The organism is Rahnella victoriana, from assembly GCF_004330295.1.
Classification (GTDB): domain Bacteria; phylum Pseudomonadota; class Gammaproteobacteria; order Enterobacterales; family Enterobacteriaceae; genus Rahnella; species Rahnella victoriana.
Genome location: NZ_SJOJ01000013.1, coordinates 16,571 through 32,686, shown reverse-complemented (window position 1 = coordinate 32,686; position 16,116 = coordinate 16,571). Strand labels below are relative to the sequence as shown.

16 protein-coding genes are annotated in these 16,116 nt (G+C 56.6%); 10 read left to right on the top strand and 6 right to left on the bottom strand.

Translation table 11 applies throughout. The features are described 5' to 3' along the window. The first annotated feature begins 222 nt into the window (after positions 1 to 222). From EYY67_RS12570 to EYY67_RS12525, 10 genes are all read left to right on the top strand, one after another. Positions 223 to 492, top strand: a complete 270-nt coding sequence (locus EYY67_RS12570) for a YdgH/BhsA/McbA-like domain containing protein (protein WP_119825329.1) — start codon at positions 223 to 225, stop codon at positions 490 to 492. 309 nt (positions 493 to 801) lie between these two features. Continuing rightward, positions 802 to 2,463, top strand: coding sequence for a malonate decarboxylase subunit alpha (mdcA, locus tag EYY67_RS12565; RefSeq protein ID WP_095923836.1), 1,662 nt, complete (start codon positions 802 to 804; stop codon positions 2,461 to 2,463). Between the two features lie 5 nt (positions 2,464 to 2,468). Further along, positions 2,469 to 3,326 carry a triphosphoribosyl-dephospho-CoA synthase gene (locus tag EYY67_RS12560; protein ID WP_131693649.1) on the top strand — a complete coding sequence of 286 codons (858 nt, stop codon included), beginning with the start codon at positions 2,469 to 2,471 and terminating at the stop codon, positions 3,324 to 3,326. A 40-nt stretch (positions 3,327 to 3,366) separates the two neighbouring features. Further along, positions 3,367 to 3,669 (top strand): malonate decarboxylase subunit delta, encoded by a 303-nt coding sequence (locus EYY67_RS12555; protein ID WP_095923834.1) that lies wholly within the window; start codon positions 3,367 to 3,369, stop codon positions 3,667 to 3,669. Continuing rightward, the gene (locus EYY67_RS12550; RefSeq protein WP_095923833.1) at positions 3,659 to 4,510 is read left to right on the top strand and encodes a biotin-independent malonate decarboxylase subunit beta; all 852 of its coding nucleotides are present in this window, start codon (positions 3,659 to 3,661) and stop codon (positions 4,508 to 4,510) included. Before EYY67_RS12555 ends, EYY67_RS12550 begins: the two co-directional genes overlap by 11 nt. Then, positions 4,507 to 5,322: a biotin-independent malonate decarboxylase subunit gamma gene (gene mdcE / locus EYY67_RS12545; protein WP_095923832.1), complete on the top strand. Its 816-nt coding sequence runs from the start codon at positions 4,507 to 4,509 to the stop codon at positions 5,320 to 5,322. Before EYY67_RS12550 ends, mdcE begins: the two co-directional genes overlap by 4 nt. A 189-nt stretch (positions 5,323 to 5,511) precedes the next feature. Then, the gene (locus tag EYY67_RS12540; protein ID WP_095923831.1) at positions 5,512 to 6,474 is read left to right on the top strand and encodes an AEC family transporter; all 963 of its coding nucleotides are present in this window, start codon (positions 5,512 to 5,514) and stop codon (positions 6,472 to 6,474) included. Between the two features lie 16 nt (positions 6,475 to 6,490). Next, entirely contained in the window at positions 6,491 to 7,117 is a 627-nt protein-coding gene (locus EYY67_RS12535) for a malonate decarboxylase holo-ACP synthase (protein WP_095923830.1), read from the top strand. Between the two features lie 27 nt (positions 7,118 to 7,144). Continuing rightward, positions 7,145 to 8,080 (top strand): malonate decarboxylase subunit epsilon, encoded by a 936-nt coding sequence (gene mdcH / locus EYY67_RS12530; protein ID WP_095923829.1) that lies wholly within the window; start codon positions 7,145 to 7,147, stop codon positions 8,078 to 8,080. A gap of 103 nt (positions 8,081 to 8,183) precedes the next feature. Further along, positions 8,184 to 8,828: a hypothetical protein gene (locus EYY67_RS12525; protein ID WP_047607976.1), complete on the top strand. Its 645-nt coding sequence runs from the start codon at positions 8,184 to 8,186 to the stop codon at positions 8,826 to 8,828. Here EYY67_RS12525 and EYY67_RS12520 read toward each other — a convergent pair. The 6 genes from EYY67_RS12520 to greB form a co-directional block, all read right to left on the bottom strand. Next, positions 8,808 to 9,728: a LysR family transcriptional regulator gene (locus EYY67_RS12520; RefSeq protein ID WP_095923826.1), complete on the bottom strand. Its 921-nt coding sequence runs from the start codon at positions 9,726 to 9,728 to the stop codon at positions 8,808 to 8,810. The two genes, EYY67_RS12525 and EYY67_RS12520, sit on opposite strands and share 21 nt — an antisense overlap. Before the next feature lie 69 nt (positions 9,729 to 9,797). Continuing rightward, on the bottom strand, positions 9,798 to 10,037 hold the full coding sequence (locus EYY67_RS12515) for a FeoC-like transcriptional regulator (protein WP_131693648.1): 240 nt from the start codon (positions 10,035 to 10,037) through the stop codon (positions 9,798 to 9,800). A gap of 8 nt (positions 10,038 to 10,045) precedes the next feature. Then, positions 10,046 to 12,364 (bottom strand): Fe(2+) transporter permease subunit FeoB, encoded by a 2,319-nt coding sequence (gene feoB, locus EYY67_RS12510; RefSeq protein ID WP_131693647.1) that lies wholly within the window; start codon positions 12,362 to 12,364, stop codon positions 10,046 to 10,048. Between the two features lie 87 nt (positions 12,365 to 12,451). After that, the gene (gene feoA, locus EYY67_RS12505; RefSeq protein WP_014333518.1) at positions 12,452 to 12,676 is read right to left on the bottom strand and encodes a ferrous iron transporter A; all 225 of its coding nucleotides are present in this window, start codon (positions 12,674 to 12,676) and stop codon (positions 12,452 to 12,454) included. 414 nt (positions 12,677 to 13,090) lie between these two features. Continuing rightward, the gene (locus EYY67_RS12500; RefSeq protein ID WP_131693646.1) at positions 13,091 to 15,421 is read right to left on the bottom strand and encodes a Tex family protein; all 2,331 of its coding nucleotides are present in this window, start codon (positions 15,419 to 15,421) and stop codon (positions 13,091 to 13,093) included. A gap of 113 nt (positions 15,422 to 15,534) precedes the next feature. Then, positions 15,535 to 16,008 carry a transcription elongation factor GreB gene (gene greB / locus EYY67_RS12495; RefSeq protein ID WP_095923822.1) on the bottom strand — a complete coding sequence of 158 codons (474 nt, stop codon included), beginning with the start codon at positions 16,006 to 16,008 and terminating at the stop codon, positions 15,535 to 15,537. Positions 16,009 to 16,116 lie beyond the last annotated feature (108 nt).

Below are 16,116 nucleotides of genomic sequence, written 5' to 3'. Positions count from 1 at the left end.
AAATATTTTTTTCGATTTTCTGGCTAATTTCCAAGGGTGACTAATACTTAAGCCGATGATGACGGGGTGAAAGGCACGCGTAAGTTGTTACGCCTGCCTGTTTGCGTCTCTGGGGAGTTTACTGGTGTTTAACCATGAAGGTCATGCCAGCGCAGATGCACCGATTGTTCATATCTTGACTGCTTTCTTTGAGAATTATTCATCCAATTTAGAGGTATTGTCATGAAATCAAACAAAATTATTATTGCTGCCGTGCTGGCAGGATTGTTCTCAGTTAACGCAATGGCCGCTGAAATGATCTCGAAACAAGAAGCCAAAGATAAGGGTTACACCAGCCTGGGTCTGGTTTCTACTATTAACGAATACACCGCGCCGATGGACGCGAAAGAAGAGTTGTCCAAGCTGGCGGATGAAAAAGGCGGCAAATACTATGTCGTTATCGCCGCGCAGGAGAAGAAGAAAATCAGTGCGTCGGCTGAAGTCTTCAAATAATCGTTCTTCTGACGGTCTGAACCCGGGGATGCCTTTGTGCATCCCTTTTTTATTTCCCGCTTTTTGTGCACTTCCTCTCTTTCTTTGTTCTGTATCAACTTGTTTTTAATGAATTAGCCCGAATCGTTACTCTCAGAGTAACGAACTGTCAGAGCGCTTAATTGATGGAAAATTCCGCGCTGCCTACACTTAGCAGGCTATCAAAACAGGTCAAATGTGATGCAACCGCCACTTGACTGAACTTCCCAACGCCTCTTTGTTTCATCACGCCGGGAAAGATTCAGCAAGCTCAACCCAGGGAGGTTTGGCATGCCGCAACATCCGCAGACCACGAAAGTGTGGGACACCCGCCGCAATGAAAAACAACGGCGTATCGACAGTGTCCGTTCCGTGGCCGAGGGTAAAGTCTTACCCACAGATAAAATTATTCCTGTCCTCGAAACGCTGATTGCCTCCGGCGACCGCGTGGTGATGGAAGGTAACAACCAAAAACAAGCTGACTTCCTTTCCCGCTCACTGGCGAAAGTGAACCCTGAAAAGCTGCATGATTTGCATATGATCATGCCGAGCGTCAGCCGCGCCGAACATCTGGATCTCTTCGAACGCGGTATCGCCCGCAAGCTCGACTTCGCCTTCTCCGGCCCGCAAAGCCTGCGTATCGCGCAGCTGCTGGAAGACGGTCAGATGGAAATCGGCGCGATCCACACCTATATCGAATTGTATTCCCGCCTTTATGTCGATCTGGTGCCGAACATTGCCCTGATTGCCGGTTTCAAAGCCGACCGCAAAGGTAACCTGTACACCGGCGCAAGTACCGAAGACACCCCGGCGCTGGTCGAAGCCGCAGCCTTTAAAAACGGCATCGTGATTGCGCAGGTTAACGAACTGGTTGACGAAGAAACCGACCTGCCGCGCGTGGATATTCCCGGCGACTGGATCGATTTCGTGGTGGTGGCCGACAAACCGTTCTTTATCGAACCGTTGTTCACCCGTGATCCGCGTCTGATTAAACCGGTTCACGTGCTGATGGCGATGATGGCGATCAAAGGCATCTACGCCAAACACAACGTGCAGTCGCTGAACCACGGCATCGGCTTTAACACCGCCGCCATCGAACTGCTGCTGCCCACTTACGGCGAACAGCTCGGGCTGCGCGGCAAAATCTGTAAACACTGGACACTGAACCCGCATCCGACGCTGATCCCGGCGATTGAAAGCGGCTGGGTGGAAACCGTGCACTGCTTCGGTGGCGAACTGGGGATGGAAGAATATATCCGCGCCCGTCCCGATGTGTTCTTCACCGGTTCCGACGGCTCCATGCGCTCCAACCGTGCGTTCTGCCAGCTGGCAGGCCAGTACGCGGTGGACATGTTCATCGGTTCGACCTTGCAGGTCGACGGACTGGCGAACTCCTCAACCGTGACCCGTGGCCGTCTGGCCGGTTTCGGTGGCGCACCGAACATGGGGCATGACCCGCACGGTCGCCGTCACTCCACGCCCGCCTGGCTCGACATGATCGAAGAGCCGGACCCGATGGCGCGCGGTAAAAAGCTGGTCGTCCAGATGGTGGAAACCTTCCAGGCCGGTGGCAAACCGACCTTCGTTGAGAAACTCGAAGCCGTCGATGTGGGTAAAGAATCCGGTATGCCTCTGGCACCGGTGATGATTTACGGCGACGACGTGACTCACGTGCTGACCGAAGAAGGCATCGCCTATCTGCACCGCGCCCGTTCTCTCGAAGAACGTCGTGCGATGGTGGCGGCCGTGGCCGGTATCACTGACATCGGTCTGGGCGTTGACGCCAAACGCGTCGCCGACCTGCGCCGTCAGGAACTGGTGGTCTTCCCGGAAGACATGGGCATCCGCCGCACCGACGCCACCCGTTCATTACTGGCGGCAGGCAGCGTGAGCGAGCTGGTTGACTGGTCCGGCGGTTTGTATAACCCGCCCGCCAAATTCCGTAGCTGGTGATCACCATGCCGCAGACTTTAACGATTGGCGCTGTACTCACAGCGGAAGAACTGGCCGAAAGGCTGGCAGAAACGGCGACGCAGGCGCTGATCGACGAAGCGCGGCTTAGCCCGAAACCGGGGCTGGTAGACAGCCGGAGTGCCGGAGCCCATCAGGATTTAAGTTTGGATCTGATGGTGCGTTCGGCGCGCAGCCTGACCTCCACCTTCTATTTGCTGGCCTTACACAGCTGGCAGCGCCCGGCGGATATCGCCCTGCGTCAGGAAGTGGGGCGTTTAGGCCGCGCGGGAGAAGCGCAGATGATGGCGGAAACCGGCGGAGTGAATACTCACCGGGGCGCTATCTGGGCGATGGGGTTGCTGGTCAGCGCCGTCGCCATGCAGCCGGAAAAATTACTGCCGATGCATATTGCGCAGCGCGCCGCGAAAATTGCGGCGTTGCCCGACGCTTTCAGCCCGAAAAAATTCAGTAAAGGTTCGCACGCCGTGCAGCGCTATCAGGTGCCGGGTGCACGCGAAGAGGCACAAAGCGGTTTCCCGCACATTATCGGTGGTGCGCTGCCACAGCTTCATCACAGCCGGGCACGTGGCGCGAGCGAAAGCGAAGCGCAGGTCGATGCCTTACTGGCGGTGATGACCACACTGGCCGATACCTGCGTGTTATCGCGCGGCGGGTTGCCGGCGCTGGAGGCCATGCATCAGGGCGCGCAGGCCGTGCTCGAAGCCGGCGGAATGAGAACCATGGCGGGCAAACAACTGTTACGCCATCTCGAATACCGCATGCTGGCCGATAACGTATCGCCCGGAGGCGCTGCCGATTTACTGGCCGCGACGCTGTTCCTTGACCGCGTCAGCGTGGCCTGAACCGGACACGAATTAACTAACATCAGGACAAAGAGGTGTTATGGAACGTTTTGAATTTTCTTACCCGGCGGCCAAACCGCTGGCAGATCACGCCCAGGCGGGTGTGGTAGGTTCCGGCGATTTAGAAGCGCTGTATGAACCACAAACAACCCGTGCGCTGAACATTACCGTGACCACGTCCGTCGACGGCAGTCACAGCCTGTGGCAGCACTTTTTCGACCGTCTGAACGCGCTGCGTGAATTACCGGCCGGGCGTCTCGACATTAACGATTTTGGCGCCACACCCGGGGTTGCCCGTCTGCGTATCGAACAGGTCTTTGAGGAGGCTGAACATGCCAACTGATACTTCCGTTCAGGATCAGAGCTTTATTGAACTGAATGCGCGCCAGCGCGCCCGCAAATTGCTGGACGCAGGGACTTTCCGCGAACTGCTCGGGCCGTTCGAACGCATCCAGTCACCGTGGCTGGAACCGCAAGGCATCGTGCCGCAGGCCGATGACGGCATGGTGGTGGCGAAAGGCCAGATTAACGGCCAGCCCGCTGTTGTTGTGGCGATCGAAGGCAGCTTCCAGGGCGGCAGCATGGGCGAAGTGTCCGGCGCCAAAATGGCCGCTGCGCTGGAAATGGCCGCAGAAGACAACCGCAACGGTATCCCGACGCAGGCCGTTCTGCTGCTGGAAACCGGTGGCGTGCGTTTGCAGGAAGCCAATCTGGGCCTTGCCGCGATCGCTGACATTCACGCCGCGATTGTGGATTTACGCCGCTATACACCGGTGATCGGCGTGGTTGCCGGTACTGTCGGTTGCTTTGGCGGGATGTCGATCGCCGCCGCACTGTGCAGCTATCTGATTGTCACCCGTGAAGCGCGTCTGGGGCTGAACGGTCCACAGGTGATCGAACAGGAAGCCGGTATCGATGAATACGATTCCCGCGACCGTCCGTTTATCTGGAGCATGACCGGTGGCGAAGTGCGTTATCACAGCGGTTTTGTCGATGCGCTGGTGAAAGATTCCCTCGCTGAAGTGAAAGACAGCATGCTGGCCTTCATCAAAAAAGGCGTTCCGGCGACCCATCGTTCGGATAACTATGAGTATTACCTGCCAAAACTGACCGGTTTTGACACCGCGCAGCAGGCCAGCCGTGAAGTCACGGAAGCCTTGTTTAACCGGGAGGATCGCGCATGAGCAACGTAAATAACAACGCAGTCAGCCGGGGTGATTACTGGTTCGCTGAACTGACCAAAGACGCCACACCGGTTGCCGGTCTTTGCCCTTCCGTGAAAGCGGCGGACGGCAAAATGAATGACCAGCCTGTGCGTTTCATCGCCGTGGTGCCGGACAAAAATAACCAGTATCCGCGTGCAGCGGGCGGTGAAGTCGGTCTGCTCGAAGGCTGGAATCTGGCGAAAGTCGTCAACGACGTCATTGATGCCGACGCTGATGCCAGCACCAAACGCGCCATCGTGGCAGTGATTGACGTGCCAAGTCAGGCATACGGTCGTCGCGAAGAAGCATTCGGTATCCATCAGGCGCTGGCCGGTGCCGCAGGCGCTTACGCCAAAGCGCGTCTGGCCGGGCATCCGGTGGTCGGGCTGATTGTCGGCAAAGCGATGTCCGGTGCGTTTCTGGCGCACGGGTATCAGGCCAACAAACTGATCGCCTTCAAAAACAACGGCGTGATGATCCACGCGATGGGGAAAGAATCCGCCGCACGTATCACCTTACGTTCTGTGGACGCGCTGGAAAAACTGGCTGCCACCATTCCTCCGATGGCTTATGACATCGAAAACTACGCCACGCTTGGGCTGCTGTCGCAATTACTCGACATCGCTGACCCGGACAAGGCAACACCCGATGACATCAGCAGCGTAGAAAACGCTGTCTGGCAAAACATCCAGGACGCACGCAAAGAAGGCGTTAGCCTCAGCAACCGTCTGGGTGCGGAAAACCGCGCAAGTTCGCAGCGCGTTCGCCAGCAGATGCGTCAGGAATGGTAATTCGTTAACACTTTCAGTCTCAACCGGTAACGCACCTGCAAACAGCGTGACGCAGCCGCATTGCGGGTTCCCGCCCTGACATACCGTCCGGGCGAGGGCCTGCTGTTGTCTGCAACTGGACTGTCATACTAAAAAAACCATCGCACCGGCGCCGACTGAGCATTCATTTTTTGCCTCAGGAAAAACGCTATGACTTACGTAATATTGCACGCGCTTGCCCCTATTTTCGTCATCATGATCCTCGGTTTTTATGCCGGGAAAGCGAAAATGGTGGATAACCAGAATGTCTCTTTACTGAATATTTTCGTGATGGATTTTGCTTTACCCGCTGCGCTGTTTGCAGCAACCGTACAAACCCCGTGGGCGGGCATTGTGGAACAGTCGCCGCTGATTCTGGTGCTGGTTCTGGCGATGTGGATCACCTACGCGGCGATTTACTTTATTTGCACTAAAGTCTTCAAAAAGTCTCCGCAGGATGCGGCTGTGCTGACGCTGACCGTGGCACTGCCAAACTATGCGGCACTGGGCTTGCCTATTCTGAGCAGCGTAATGGGCGATGCGCCGTCAACGTCACTGTCCGTCGCGGTGTCTATCGCCTGCGGTTCCGTGCTGATGACGCCGTTCTGCCTGCTGATCCTGGAGCGTGAAAAAGCGCGTCTCAGTGGCGAAAATCAGGGGTCTTCTCTGGCACTGCTGCCGGTGCTGATGTGGCGTTCAGTGAAAAAACCGATCGTCTGGGCACCGTTGCTGGGCGTGATCCTGTCAGCGATTGGCATTAAAATGCCGGAAATTTTCCTGGCATCGATAAAGCCGCTGGGTCTGTCAGCGACCGCGTCTGCGCTGTTCCTGACTGGTGTGATCCTGTCAGCCCGTAAACTGAAAATTAACGGTCCGGTGTTGTTGTCTTGTGTGGCGAAAAACCTGATCCAGCCGTTTATCGCCTGGGGTCTGGTGCTGGCCTTTGGCCTGAGTGGTCAGGTGGCGGTGACCGCTATCCTGATGATTGCACTGTCTGCCGGTTTCTTCGGTATCGTGTTCGGTAACCGTTTTGGTGTGCAGTCTCCCGATGCCGAAGCGTCACTGCTGATCAGTTCCGTGTTGTGCATCGTGACCTTGCCGCTGTTTATCTCACTGACCGCTGCATTGCATTGATTTAAAAGGATTGAATATGTGTGACCCGCGTGCCCATGATTTTGTCTGGATCCGTGACCGCTCCGCGCTGCAAAGCGACGATGAATTACCCGCGTGGGTGAACACCGGCTGGCGCAGTTCGCTGCCGCTGGTGGTGCGTCGTGACCAGCGGGCTGACGGCGCAGTTCCGGTGGGCATTCGCGGCATGACCCGCATTCAGCGTGCCGCCGCCTGGGTCAGCCCGGCGGCGGTGGTGCGGGTCGTCACACCGGAATCACTGGTCAGCGACGTGAATGCGCTTTTGCACTCTCCGTTTGTGTCACAGCAACCGGTGCAGGCGCTGATTACGTTATGCAGTCTGCAACTGCCTTTCCCGTGGGGCGTGACGGGCAGTTGCGCCTACGCGCTGGCCAGTGACCTGCCGGTCATGCACGCCGACAGCGATCTCGATTTACTGGTGCGCTGCGACGCACCGGCGGATCCTTCTCAGTTTTCTGATTTTTACGACCAGCTTCAGCGGCTTCCCTGCCGCGCCGACGTTCAGATCACGACGCCGCAGGGGGGATTTGCCCTCAGCGAATGGCTGCGCGGCGGTGACATCATGCTGAAAACGGCGTCCGGCCCGGTGCTGGTGCGTGACCCGTGGCAATCGCCTGCAGGCTGATGCCTGCAAAAAGAAGCAAGGAGCACGATGAAAATCTTATTTACCTTCCCCGGACAAGGGCCGCAGGTGCCGCAGATGCTGCATCGCCTGCCGGATAATCCGCTTACGCATTCCCTCATCGGACAGGCCAGTCGCGCCCTCGGCGAAAACGTTCTGCTGCTCGACACCGCCGATGCCTTACGATCCACCCGCGCGGTACAACTGTGTTTGCTGATTGCCGGTGTGGTCTGGGCGAAACAATGTCAGGCCGCAGGGATTGAGGCAGATTTTTGCAGCGGGCTGTCCATTGGCGCGTTTCCTGCCGCAGTGATTGCCGGTGCCCTCGACTTTGATGATGCCGTGCGTCTGGTTGCCCTGCGCGGTGAACTGATGCAACAGGCGTATCCGCAGGGCTTTGGCCTGTCGGCGATCACCGGACTGCGTCAGATGCAGGTTGAAGCGCTGGTGGCGCAGGTCAACAGCGCCACATCGCCGGTGTATCTGGCGAATATTAACGCCGAAGACCAGCTGGTGATTGCGGGCAGCGACGCCGCGATGGCGCAGGTGATGCAACTTGCGAAAGGGCTGGGGGCGCAGAAAACGCATCAGCTGGCGGTCAGCGTGCCGTCACATTGCGCCCTGCTCGATGAGCCTGCGGCAAAACTGGTGGAGGCGTTTAAACAGATCCCCATTTCCCGTCCGGCCTGCGGCTATCTCAGCGGAACAACGGGGCGTGTTTACTGGCAGCCTGAGAAAATCGCCGACGATCTGGCGATGAACATGGCGCGCACCGTCAACTGGCGGGACGCGATGGTGGCGGCCTACCAGCGCGATGTCCGGCTGGCGATTGAAATGCCCCCTGGCGCGGTGCTGACCGGCCTGACCCGCCGTGCGATGGAGCAGGGCGAAGCGTTGTCTTTATGCCAGTCCGGCATGCAGGTTGCGGCACGTCTCGCAACACGGTTACGGGAAAACGAACGTTGATTAAAGGCATGATAGGTTGGTGATGAAGGAACAATGCGCAATCATTTTTGTTTGATTCTTGCGCAGCGTGCTATTGTCCAACCACTCTGATTGAAGGGATATCATGCCAGTTTTAATTCGCGGGGATTCGCAAATGATCGTGCTTGAAAGATCGTACAGTCCGGCCACTCTGTCCAGACGGTTTGAAATCATTGATGAAATACGTTTCAACAACATTGATATGTTGGTCATCTATGATGAAAAAATCCCCTTTATCGCCATTGCTGAAGCGCAAACCCGAACCGATAACCGGGGTGAAAACCGACACCACGTGGTGGCAACGCTGGAACTTGCCCGCAGGGAAAAGAGCGATGAACTGCTCGAAGTGCGTCAGTTCTGGGAAGACGATAAAGCGTTTCAGGTTGAAGGCATTGTGGTGAATCCCGGTATGCGGGATTACCGTTTAGCGACGTTGTTGTATGAGACGCTGGTTGTGAAAAAGCATCTCACATTGATGAGCGATAATGACCAGTACACTGGCGGGCGTGCCCTGTGGAAACGTCTGGCGCAGGATTCTGCAGGCTTACTGGTTTTCGTACTTGATACAGAGAAAGGGCAGTTTTACCCTTATGATGGATCAAAAATGCGTTATGACGGTGTCAGCATTCCGGAATCTGCCATCTGGAGTCACCATCCTGATAAAACGCACTGGCCGGTGGTGTTGATTGCGCAAAACAGCGAGCATCTGTCAGCGCTTTCTGCTCGCTAGCGCATACATCCGGCTTTCAGCGGCGAGGGCGAGCAGGTTCGGATCGTGCTCGCGGCTGTGCGGGAAGACCAGCGAGATGGTCTGGCGCATCTGGTAGGCTTCGGCCAGGGGCAGTAACTTCACCGTATTTTCATACACGCCTTTCATCCTGCCGGGGATCAGCGTGTAACCGACACCCGCCTGTACCAGACTCAGCATTGAGAAAATATCGTTCACCCGCGTCACGATATCCGGCTCGAAACCGGCCACCTGAAAGGCTTCCTGAAAGCCGTGATAGGTGGCGAATCCTTCGGCCAGCGACACGAACTTCTTCTGTTTGAAATCACGTAAATCTGCGGTGCCTTCTGACGCCAGCTCTGCACTGGCCGGTGCGGCAAGAAAAATATCATCCTGAAACAGCGGCAGTTGATCGTAACGCTGGGCATCGACGGTCGAATCGCTGGTCGAAATCAGGATGGCATCCAGCTGACCGTCTTCCAGCTTGTGCAGCAAATCATTATTCGACCCCATCACCAGTTCCAGTTCAAGCTCCGGACGGCGCAGTTTCAGTCCCATGATCAGGCGCGGAATGGTTTCCAGTGTCAGCGAATATAAGGTGCCGACTTTCAGGCGCTTATCACCAAACCCGGCGGCGCGCTGGGTCGCCAGAATGCCGTGTTCCATTTGCTCAATCACCTGCGTGGCGTGCTCCAGCAACGCTTCGGCGGCGGGCAACGGCAGCAGGTTACGGCCACGATGGATAAACAGCGGACAACGCAAACCTTCTTCCAGCGAATGCAGGGCGCGATGCACGCTGACGCTGCTCAGACCGAGTTGCTCGGCTGCGCGGGTGATATTTTGCTTTTCCATGTAAGCGAGAAAAATTTCGAGTTTACGGAAGGTAATTTCACTGTCGATCATGCAGGCTCCTGCGGCGCGTAAACGAGGAGTGATGATAGCCGCGACGCGGCTATCATGAAAGGCGTGGGTTCAGTGTTGCGTCAGCTGATAGCTGACCGTGAGGCACTTTTTACCGTCGGCGCAGCTTTTACAGCTGCCGCTCAGACAGCTGTCATCGGCGTCGATCACTTCGGCTTTGCGCATGGCGACCAGCCGTTCAAGCATCGCCTGCACCAGCGGTTGTGGCGCGTTAAGCTGCTGGCTGAGCTGGCGGGCATCGGCCCATCCGGCCAGTGCAAGACTGTCGCGCACCTGAATCAGACTGGTCATCGCATCTCCTAATGGCAGTCGCTGCCGGTGGCGGGTTCACAACAGGCCGCCACATTACGCGGTTGCAGGTGAACACTAACCCGGCTGCGGGCTTTGCGCAGGGCAGTCAGGATGATGGCATTGAAAATCAGCACGCAAAGGATAATGCCCGCGCTGTGAGCCGGATGGCTGCTGAACGTCGCCGCCTGATAGAACAGCGTGGCCAGCGAGTACGCTACATTCAGCCCCCAGAAGATGGAGAATGTCATCCAGCTGCGGCTGGTTTCACGGGCAATCGCCCCCATCACCGAGACGCAAGGCACGTAAAGCAGCACGAAGATCAGGTAGCTGTAAGCTGAAACCGCCGAGCCAAATTTGGTGCTCATCACGCCCATCGAGCTGACGCCCATTTCGCCGTCACCTTTGCTGGCTTCGATCGGGTTCGACAGCACGCTGAGGCTGAAGGTGTCTTTCAGGCCCTGCCAGGTTTCATTTACCGCGCCACCCAGTTCATCGAACAGGTTGAAACTGGCGGCATCGAACGCTTCATTATGGATATGTTCGGCGGTGTACAGGGTGTTCAGCGTACCGACCACCACTTCTTTCGCCATCGCACCGGTCACCAGACCGACAGTCGCCTGCCAGTTGTCAGAATGGACGCCCATCGGCGACAGCACCGGTGTCAGCACTTTACTGACCGACGCCAGCGCCGAGTCATTGATGTTATCCACGGCCTTGCCGCTGAACGAGAAGCTGTTCAGTGCGCCGATGAAAATACTGGCGACAACGATCACCTTACCGGCACGCAGCACGAAGCCTTTCAGGCGTTGCCAGGTTTGCAGCAGCAGGCTTTTCAGGTGCGGAACGTGATAAACCGGCAGTTCCATCACAAACGGAGAGGCTTCGCCGCGCATGATGGTGTATTTCAGCAGCAGGCCGGTCAGGATGGCGACCACGATACCCAGCAGATACAGCGAGAACACCACGGACGCGCCTTTCTGCCCGAAGAAGGCCGCGGAGAATACCGCGAAAATCGCCAGCCGTGCGCCGCAGGACATAAACGGCGCCATCATTACAGTGATCAGACGTTCGCGCGGCGCATCCAGCGTACGGGCACCCATAATGGACGGCACGTTACAGCCGAAGCCGACGATCAGCGGCACGAAGGATTTACCCGGCAGACCGAGGGACTGCATCAGGCGGTCCATCACGAACGCGGCGCGCGCCATATAACCGGAGTCTTCAAGGAAGGACAGGAACAGATACATCATGCCGATTTGTGGCACCAGCGGCAGGACAGTGTTGATCCCGCCGCCAATGCCCTGCGCCAGGAAAATGGTCAGCCACTGCGGGAAGTGCAGGGTAAAACCAATCCACTGCATCCCCTGAATGAAAATCGCGGCTGAGCCGATATCGAAAATCGGTTGCAGTGCACCGCCGATATTGATCGCCAGCACGAACATCAGATACATCACCAACAGGAAGATCGGCACGCCGAGGAAACGGTTGAGGATCACGCGGTCCAGCGCCTGCGTCAGTTTGTTCGGTGCGGTGAGGTGCGAGTTACTGACGTCTGCGCAAAGCGCCGCAATGCTCTGATAACGCGCGTCGGCAATCAGCAGCGCCGGGTCTTCCAGCTTCTGCTCAGTCAGCCGGGCTTTCACCTCGGGCAGAAGTGCCTGCGCTTTGCCCGCATGCGTCTGGCTGTAAATATCCCCTTCCAGAATTTGCAGCGCCAGCCAGCGGCGCTGTTGCAGCGTCATGTCTTGCGGCATGTCAGCGGCCAGCACATCCACTTCCTGTTGCAGCACCGGGTGATATTTCACCCGTTCCAGCGCGGCCACTTGCGGCAACGGGTCGATGGCGGCTTTCAGCTCTTTGATGCCGCTGGCGCGGGTAGAAATCAGCGGCACGACAGGGCAACCCAGCCGCGCTGACAGCGCCGGGATATCAATATGGATGTTCTGGATTTTGGCGATATCGAGCATGTTCAGCGCCACGATACAGGGCACGCCCAGCTCGAGCAGTTGCAGAGTCAGGTACAGATTGCGCTCAAGGTTTGAGGCATCCACCACGTTGATCATCAGATCTGCGTCGCCGCTCAGAATGTAATGGCAGGCAATTTGCTCATCGAGCGAGGTTTGCTCGGAAATGGTGGTCAGGGAATAGGTGCCCGGTAAATCCACCAGCGTAATCTGATGCTCTGCGGTAGCGAACTGGCCTTCTTTGCGCTCGACCGTGACACCGGCCCAGTTACCTACACGCTGGCGGGAACCTGTTAACTGATTGAAGAGTGTGGTCTTGCCTGAATTGGGATTACCAATCAGGCCGATCGTTAATGGTTTCATACGATAAAGTCTACGTGTCAGAAAGGGTAAACAGGCAAGCCAAAGGGCTGCCCCAAAAAATGAACTGCCAAAGGCCTGATGTGAGGATCAGGCCAGCATCTCGAGCTGGAGGAGATCGAGGTCTTTTCTGCGGACGACGAGACTGGTGCGGCGGGTTTCGATTTGTACCGGATCGCCCATCGGCGCAACGCGGATGATGTTAAAAAAGGACCCCGGTAGCATCCCGAGTGACAGCAGTTTCTGACGGTAGGCCGGGCTGATTTCGTGTGAAAAGCCGGTAATTTTATAAGCACGTTTTGATTGAAGTTGCATAGTTCCTCGCGAGGCGATCAGGCATTAAGGGTGACGGCGCCTGGATATTGTGCGCCGTGCGTCCCTGCCCGGTGATGTCGCTGGCTGGCGATATATGTGGCTAAAATTATTGCTCAGAAATTGTCCCTGGTGCGAAATTGCCGGCCTGTGGCTGGCGGCGTAGTGAATACGCAAAGAAGTACAAACGAAAATAGTTATCATAATTAGTACGCGTAGTGAGACAAAAGAGAAGAGGCGAACCTCTTCGCGGGTATCTCCACCGCGACGCTATCCTATGCCTGCCAAAGCCCCGATTTATTGATTTACCTCAGTGATTGATTCATTAGGATAGAGTTTAAAAAGTGTCGAAAAAAGATACATAAAACAAGCCGCTGATTTTCAGCGGCTTTCATAACGCGGAGGGAAAAACAAAAATTAGCGTTTTTTGCCGAGGGCAGCCGCCAGCGCATCCGCCATGGCGTTATTGCCTGCTGGCGCGGCATTGCGGCCCGCAGGTTTGTTCGGCGAATGGCGTTTCTGGTTGTCGCGGGCATCTGACGCTGGCGCGGAAGAACGGCGGGCTGGCGCTTCGCCCGGCTGCTCATCCAGTCGCATGGTCAGCGCGATACGTTTGCGTTGCAGATCGACTTCCATCACTTTGACTTTGACGATATCGCCGGCTTTCACCACGGTATGCGGGTCTTCCACGAACTTGTTCGCCAGTGACGAGATATGAACCAGACCGTCCTGATGCACGCCGATATCCACAAACGCGCCGAAGTTAGTGACGTTGGTGACCGAGCCTTCGAGGATCATGCCAGGCATCAGGTCATTCATGGTTTCGACACCTTCGGCAAAGGTCGCGGTTTTGAACTCAGGACGCGGATCGTGCCCCGGTTTTTCCAGCTCTTTGATGATGTCGGTGACCGTCGGCATGCCGAACTGTTCGTCCGTGAATTCACTGGCTTTCAGGCCGCGCAGCACATTCGAATCGCCCATCAGTTCTTTCAGCGCCAGCTGCGTCGCAGCCAGAATGCGTTCGACCACCGGATAGGTTTCCGGGTGAACCGTGGAGGCGTCGAGCGGGTTGTCGCCGTGGTTGATACGCAGGAAGCCCGCGCATTGTTCAAAGGCTTTCGGCCCCAGACGGCTGACTTTCAGCAACTGTTCGCGATTGCGGAACTGGCCGTTTTCGTCACGCCAGTTAACGATATTCTGCGCCATCATGCGGGTCAGACCGGCCACGCGGGTCAGCAGCGGAACAGACGCGGTATTCAGATCCACGCCGACGGCGTTTACGCAGTCTTCCACCACGGTATCGAGTTTTTTCGCCAGCTGAGACTGACTGACATCGTGCTGATACTGGCCGACACCGATAGATTTCGGGTCGATTTTCACCAGCTCGGCCAGCGGATCCTGCAAGCGACGCGCAATGGAAACGGCACCACGAATGGACACATCCAGATCCGGGAATTCCAGCGCCGCCAGTTCGGACGCGGAATACACCGACGCACCGGCTTCACTGACAATCACTTTCTGCGCTTTTACCGCCGGGAACTGTTTTTGCAGTTCGAGGAAGAAACGCTCGGTTTCGCGGGACGCCGTACCGTTCCCGATCGCCACCAGTTCGACGTTATGTTTGATGCACAGTGCAGCAACCTGTTGCGCGGCTTTCGCGGACTGACCGGTATGGGGATAAACGGTATCGATATCCACCAGTTTGCCGGTGTTATCCACAACGGCGACTTTCACACCGGTACGTAAACCCGGATCGAGGCCCATGGTGGCGCGCATACCGGCCGGTGCGGCCATCAGCAGATCATGCATGTTGCGGGCAAAGACGTTAATCGCTTCATCTTCGGCGCGTTCGCGCACGGTGCCCATCAGCTCAGTTTCGAGGTGCAGCAATACTTTAATGCGCCACGTCCAGTTAACCACCGCACGACGCCAGACGTCGGCAGGCGCGTTGTTCAGACGCAGACCCAGATGATCAATGATCAGCTGTTCGGCATAACTCTCTTTCGGCGGCTCATCGTGCTGCGGATCGGCATTCAGCGCCAGCTGCAATACGCCTTCGTTGCGGCCACGGAACATCGCCAGCGCACGGTGCGATGGCACCTGAGAAATCGGTTCGTGGTGATCGAAATAGTCGCGGAATTTCGCGCCTTCCTGCTCTTTGCCTTCCACCATGCGGGAAGTGAGATGGGCATTTTTCCACAGATAATCACGGACTTTCGCCAGCAGCGATGCATCTTCGGCAAAGCGTTCCATCAGAATGTAGCGCGCGCCATCCAGCGCCGCTTTGGTATCGGCCACGCCTTTACCGGCATCAACGAATGTGGCAGCGGTCGCTTCCGGCTCGTTTTGCGGATCGTTCCACAGCAGTTCGGCCAGCGGTTCCAGACCGGCTTCGATAGCGATCTGACCACGGGTGCGGCGCTTCGGTTTAAACGGCAGATACAGGTCTTCCAGCTCGGTTTTGCTCAGCGTGGTGTTGATGGCTTTCGCCAGATCGTCGCTGAGTTTGCCCTGTTCTTCGATGGATTTGAGGATGGTCTGGCGGCGGTCTTCCAGCTCCCGCAGATAACCCAGACGGGTGTCCAACTGACGCAGCTGGGTATCATCCAACCCACCGGTGACTTCCTTACGATACCGCGCAATAAAGGGCACGGTATTACCTTCATCCAGCAGACGCACCACGGAAGCAACCTGCTCCGGGCGAACCTGCAATTCACTTGCGATAATGCGGCTCAGTTGATCATTCATAGGTCTGTTATCTGTTTAATTGGCTGTAAAAAGCAGGGGCACAGTTATACGGTTTGAAGACCAAAAATGCCAGTCATCAGGCCGAACGCCCGCGTGTTTTGAGAGTTAGCTGATCATTTAACGTATTCAATGTCATTGACGTACCAGGTCGCGTCGCCGACCGGCGTGGTGACAATCAGGCTGTCGCCGACTTCTTTTTTCAGCAGCGCGCGTGCCATCGGCGAGTCGATAGAAATGTAATCCTTGCGGCCAAAGATTTCATCGTAACCGACAATGCGGAAACGCTTGATGTCGCCGTCGTCGTTTTCCACTTCGACCCACGCCCCGAAGAACACTTTACCGTCCTGTTGCGGCGAGTAATCGACGATGCGCAATTGCTCCAGACATTTCGTCAGGTAACGCACGCGGCGATCGATTTCACGCAGCCGCTTTTTGTTGTACTGGTAGTCGGCATTTTCGCTGCGGTCGCCCAGACTGGCGGCCCAGGTGACCTTTTTGGTCACTTCCGGACGCTCTTCACGCCACAGGAAATCCAGTTCAGTTTTGAGCTTGTCGTAGCCTTCCCGGGTAATCAGTTTTGTTTTCATGTCACCTGCCGCTTTCCTCAAAATCCTTTTACTATTGTTTCACACAATCGTGCCGCTGACAGCGCAGAAATCAGCCGGAGATGCCGTGTTACTGCTACGCTTTATCTG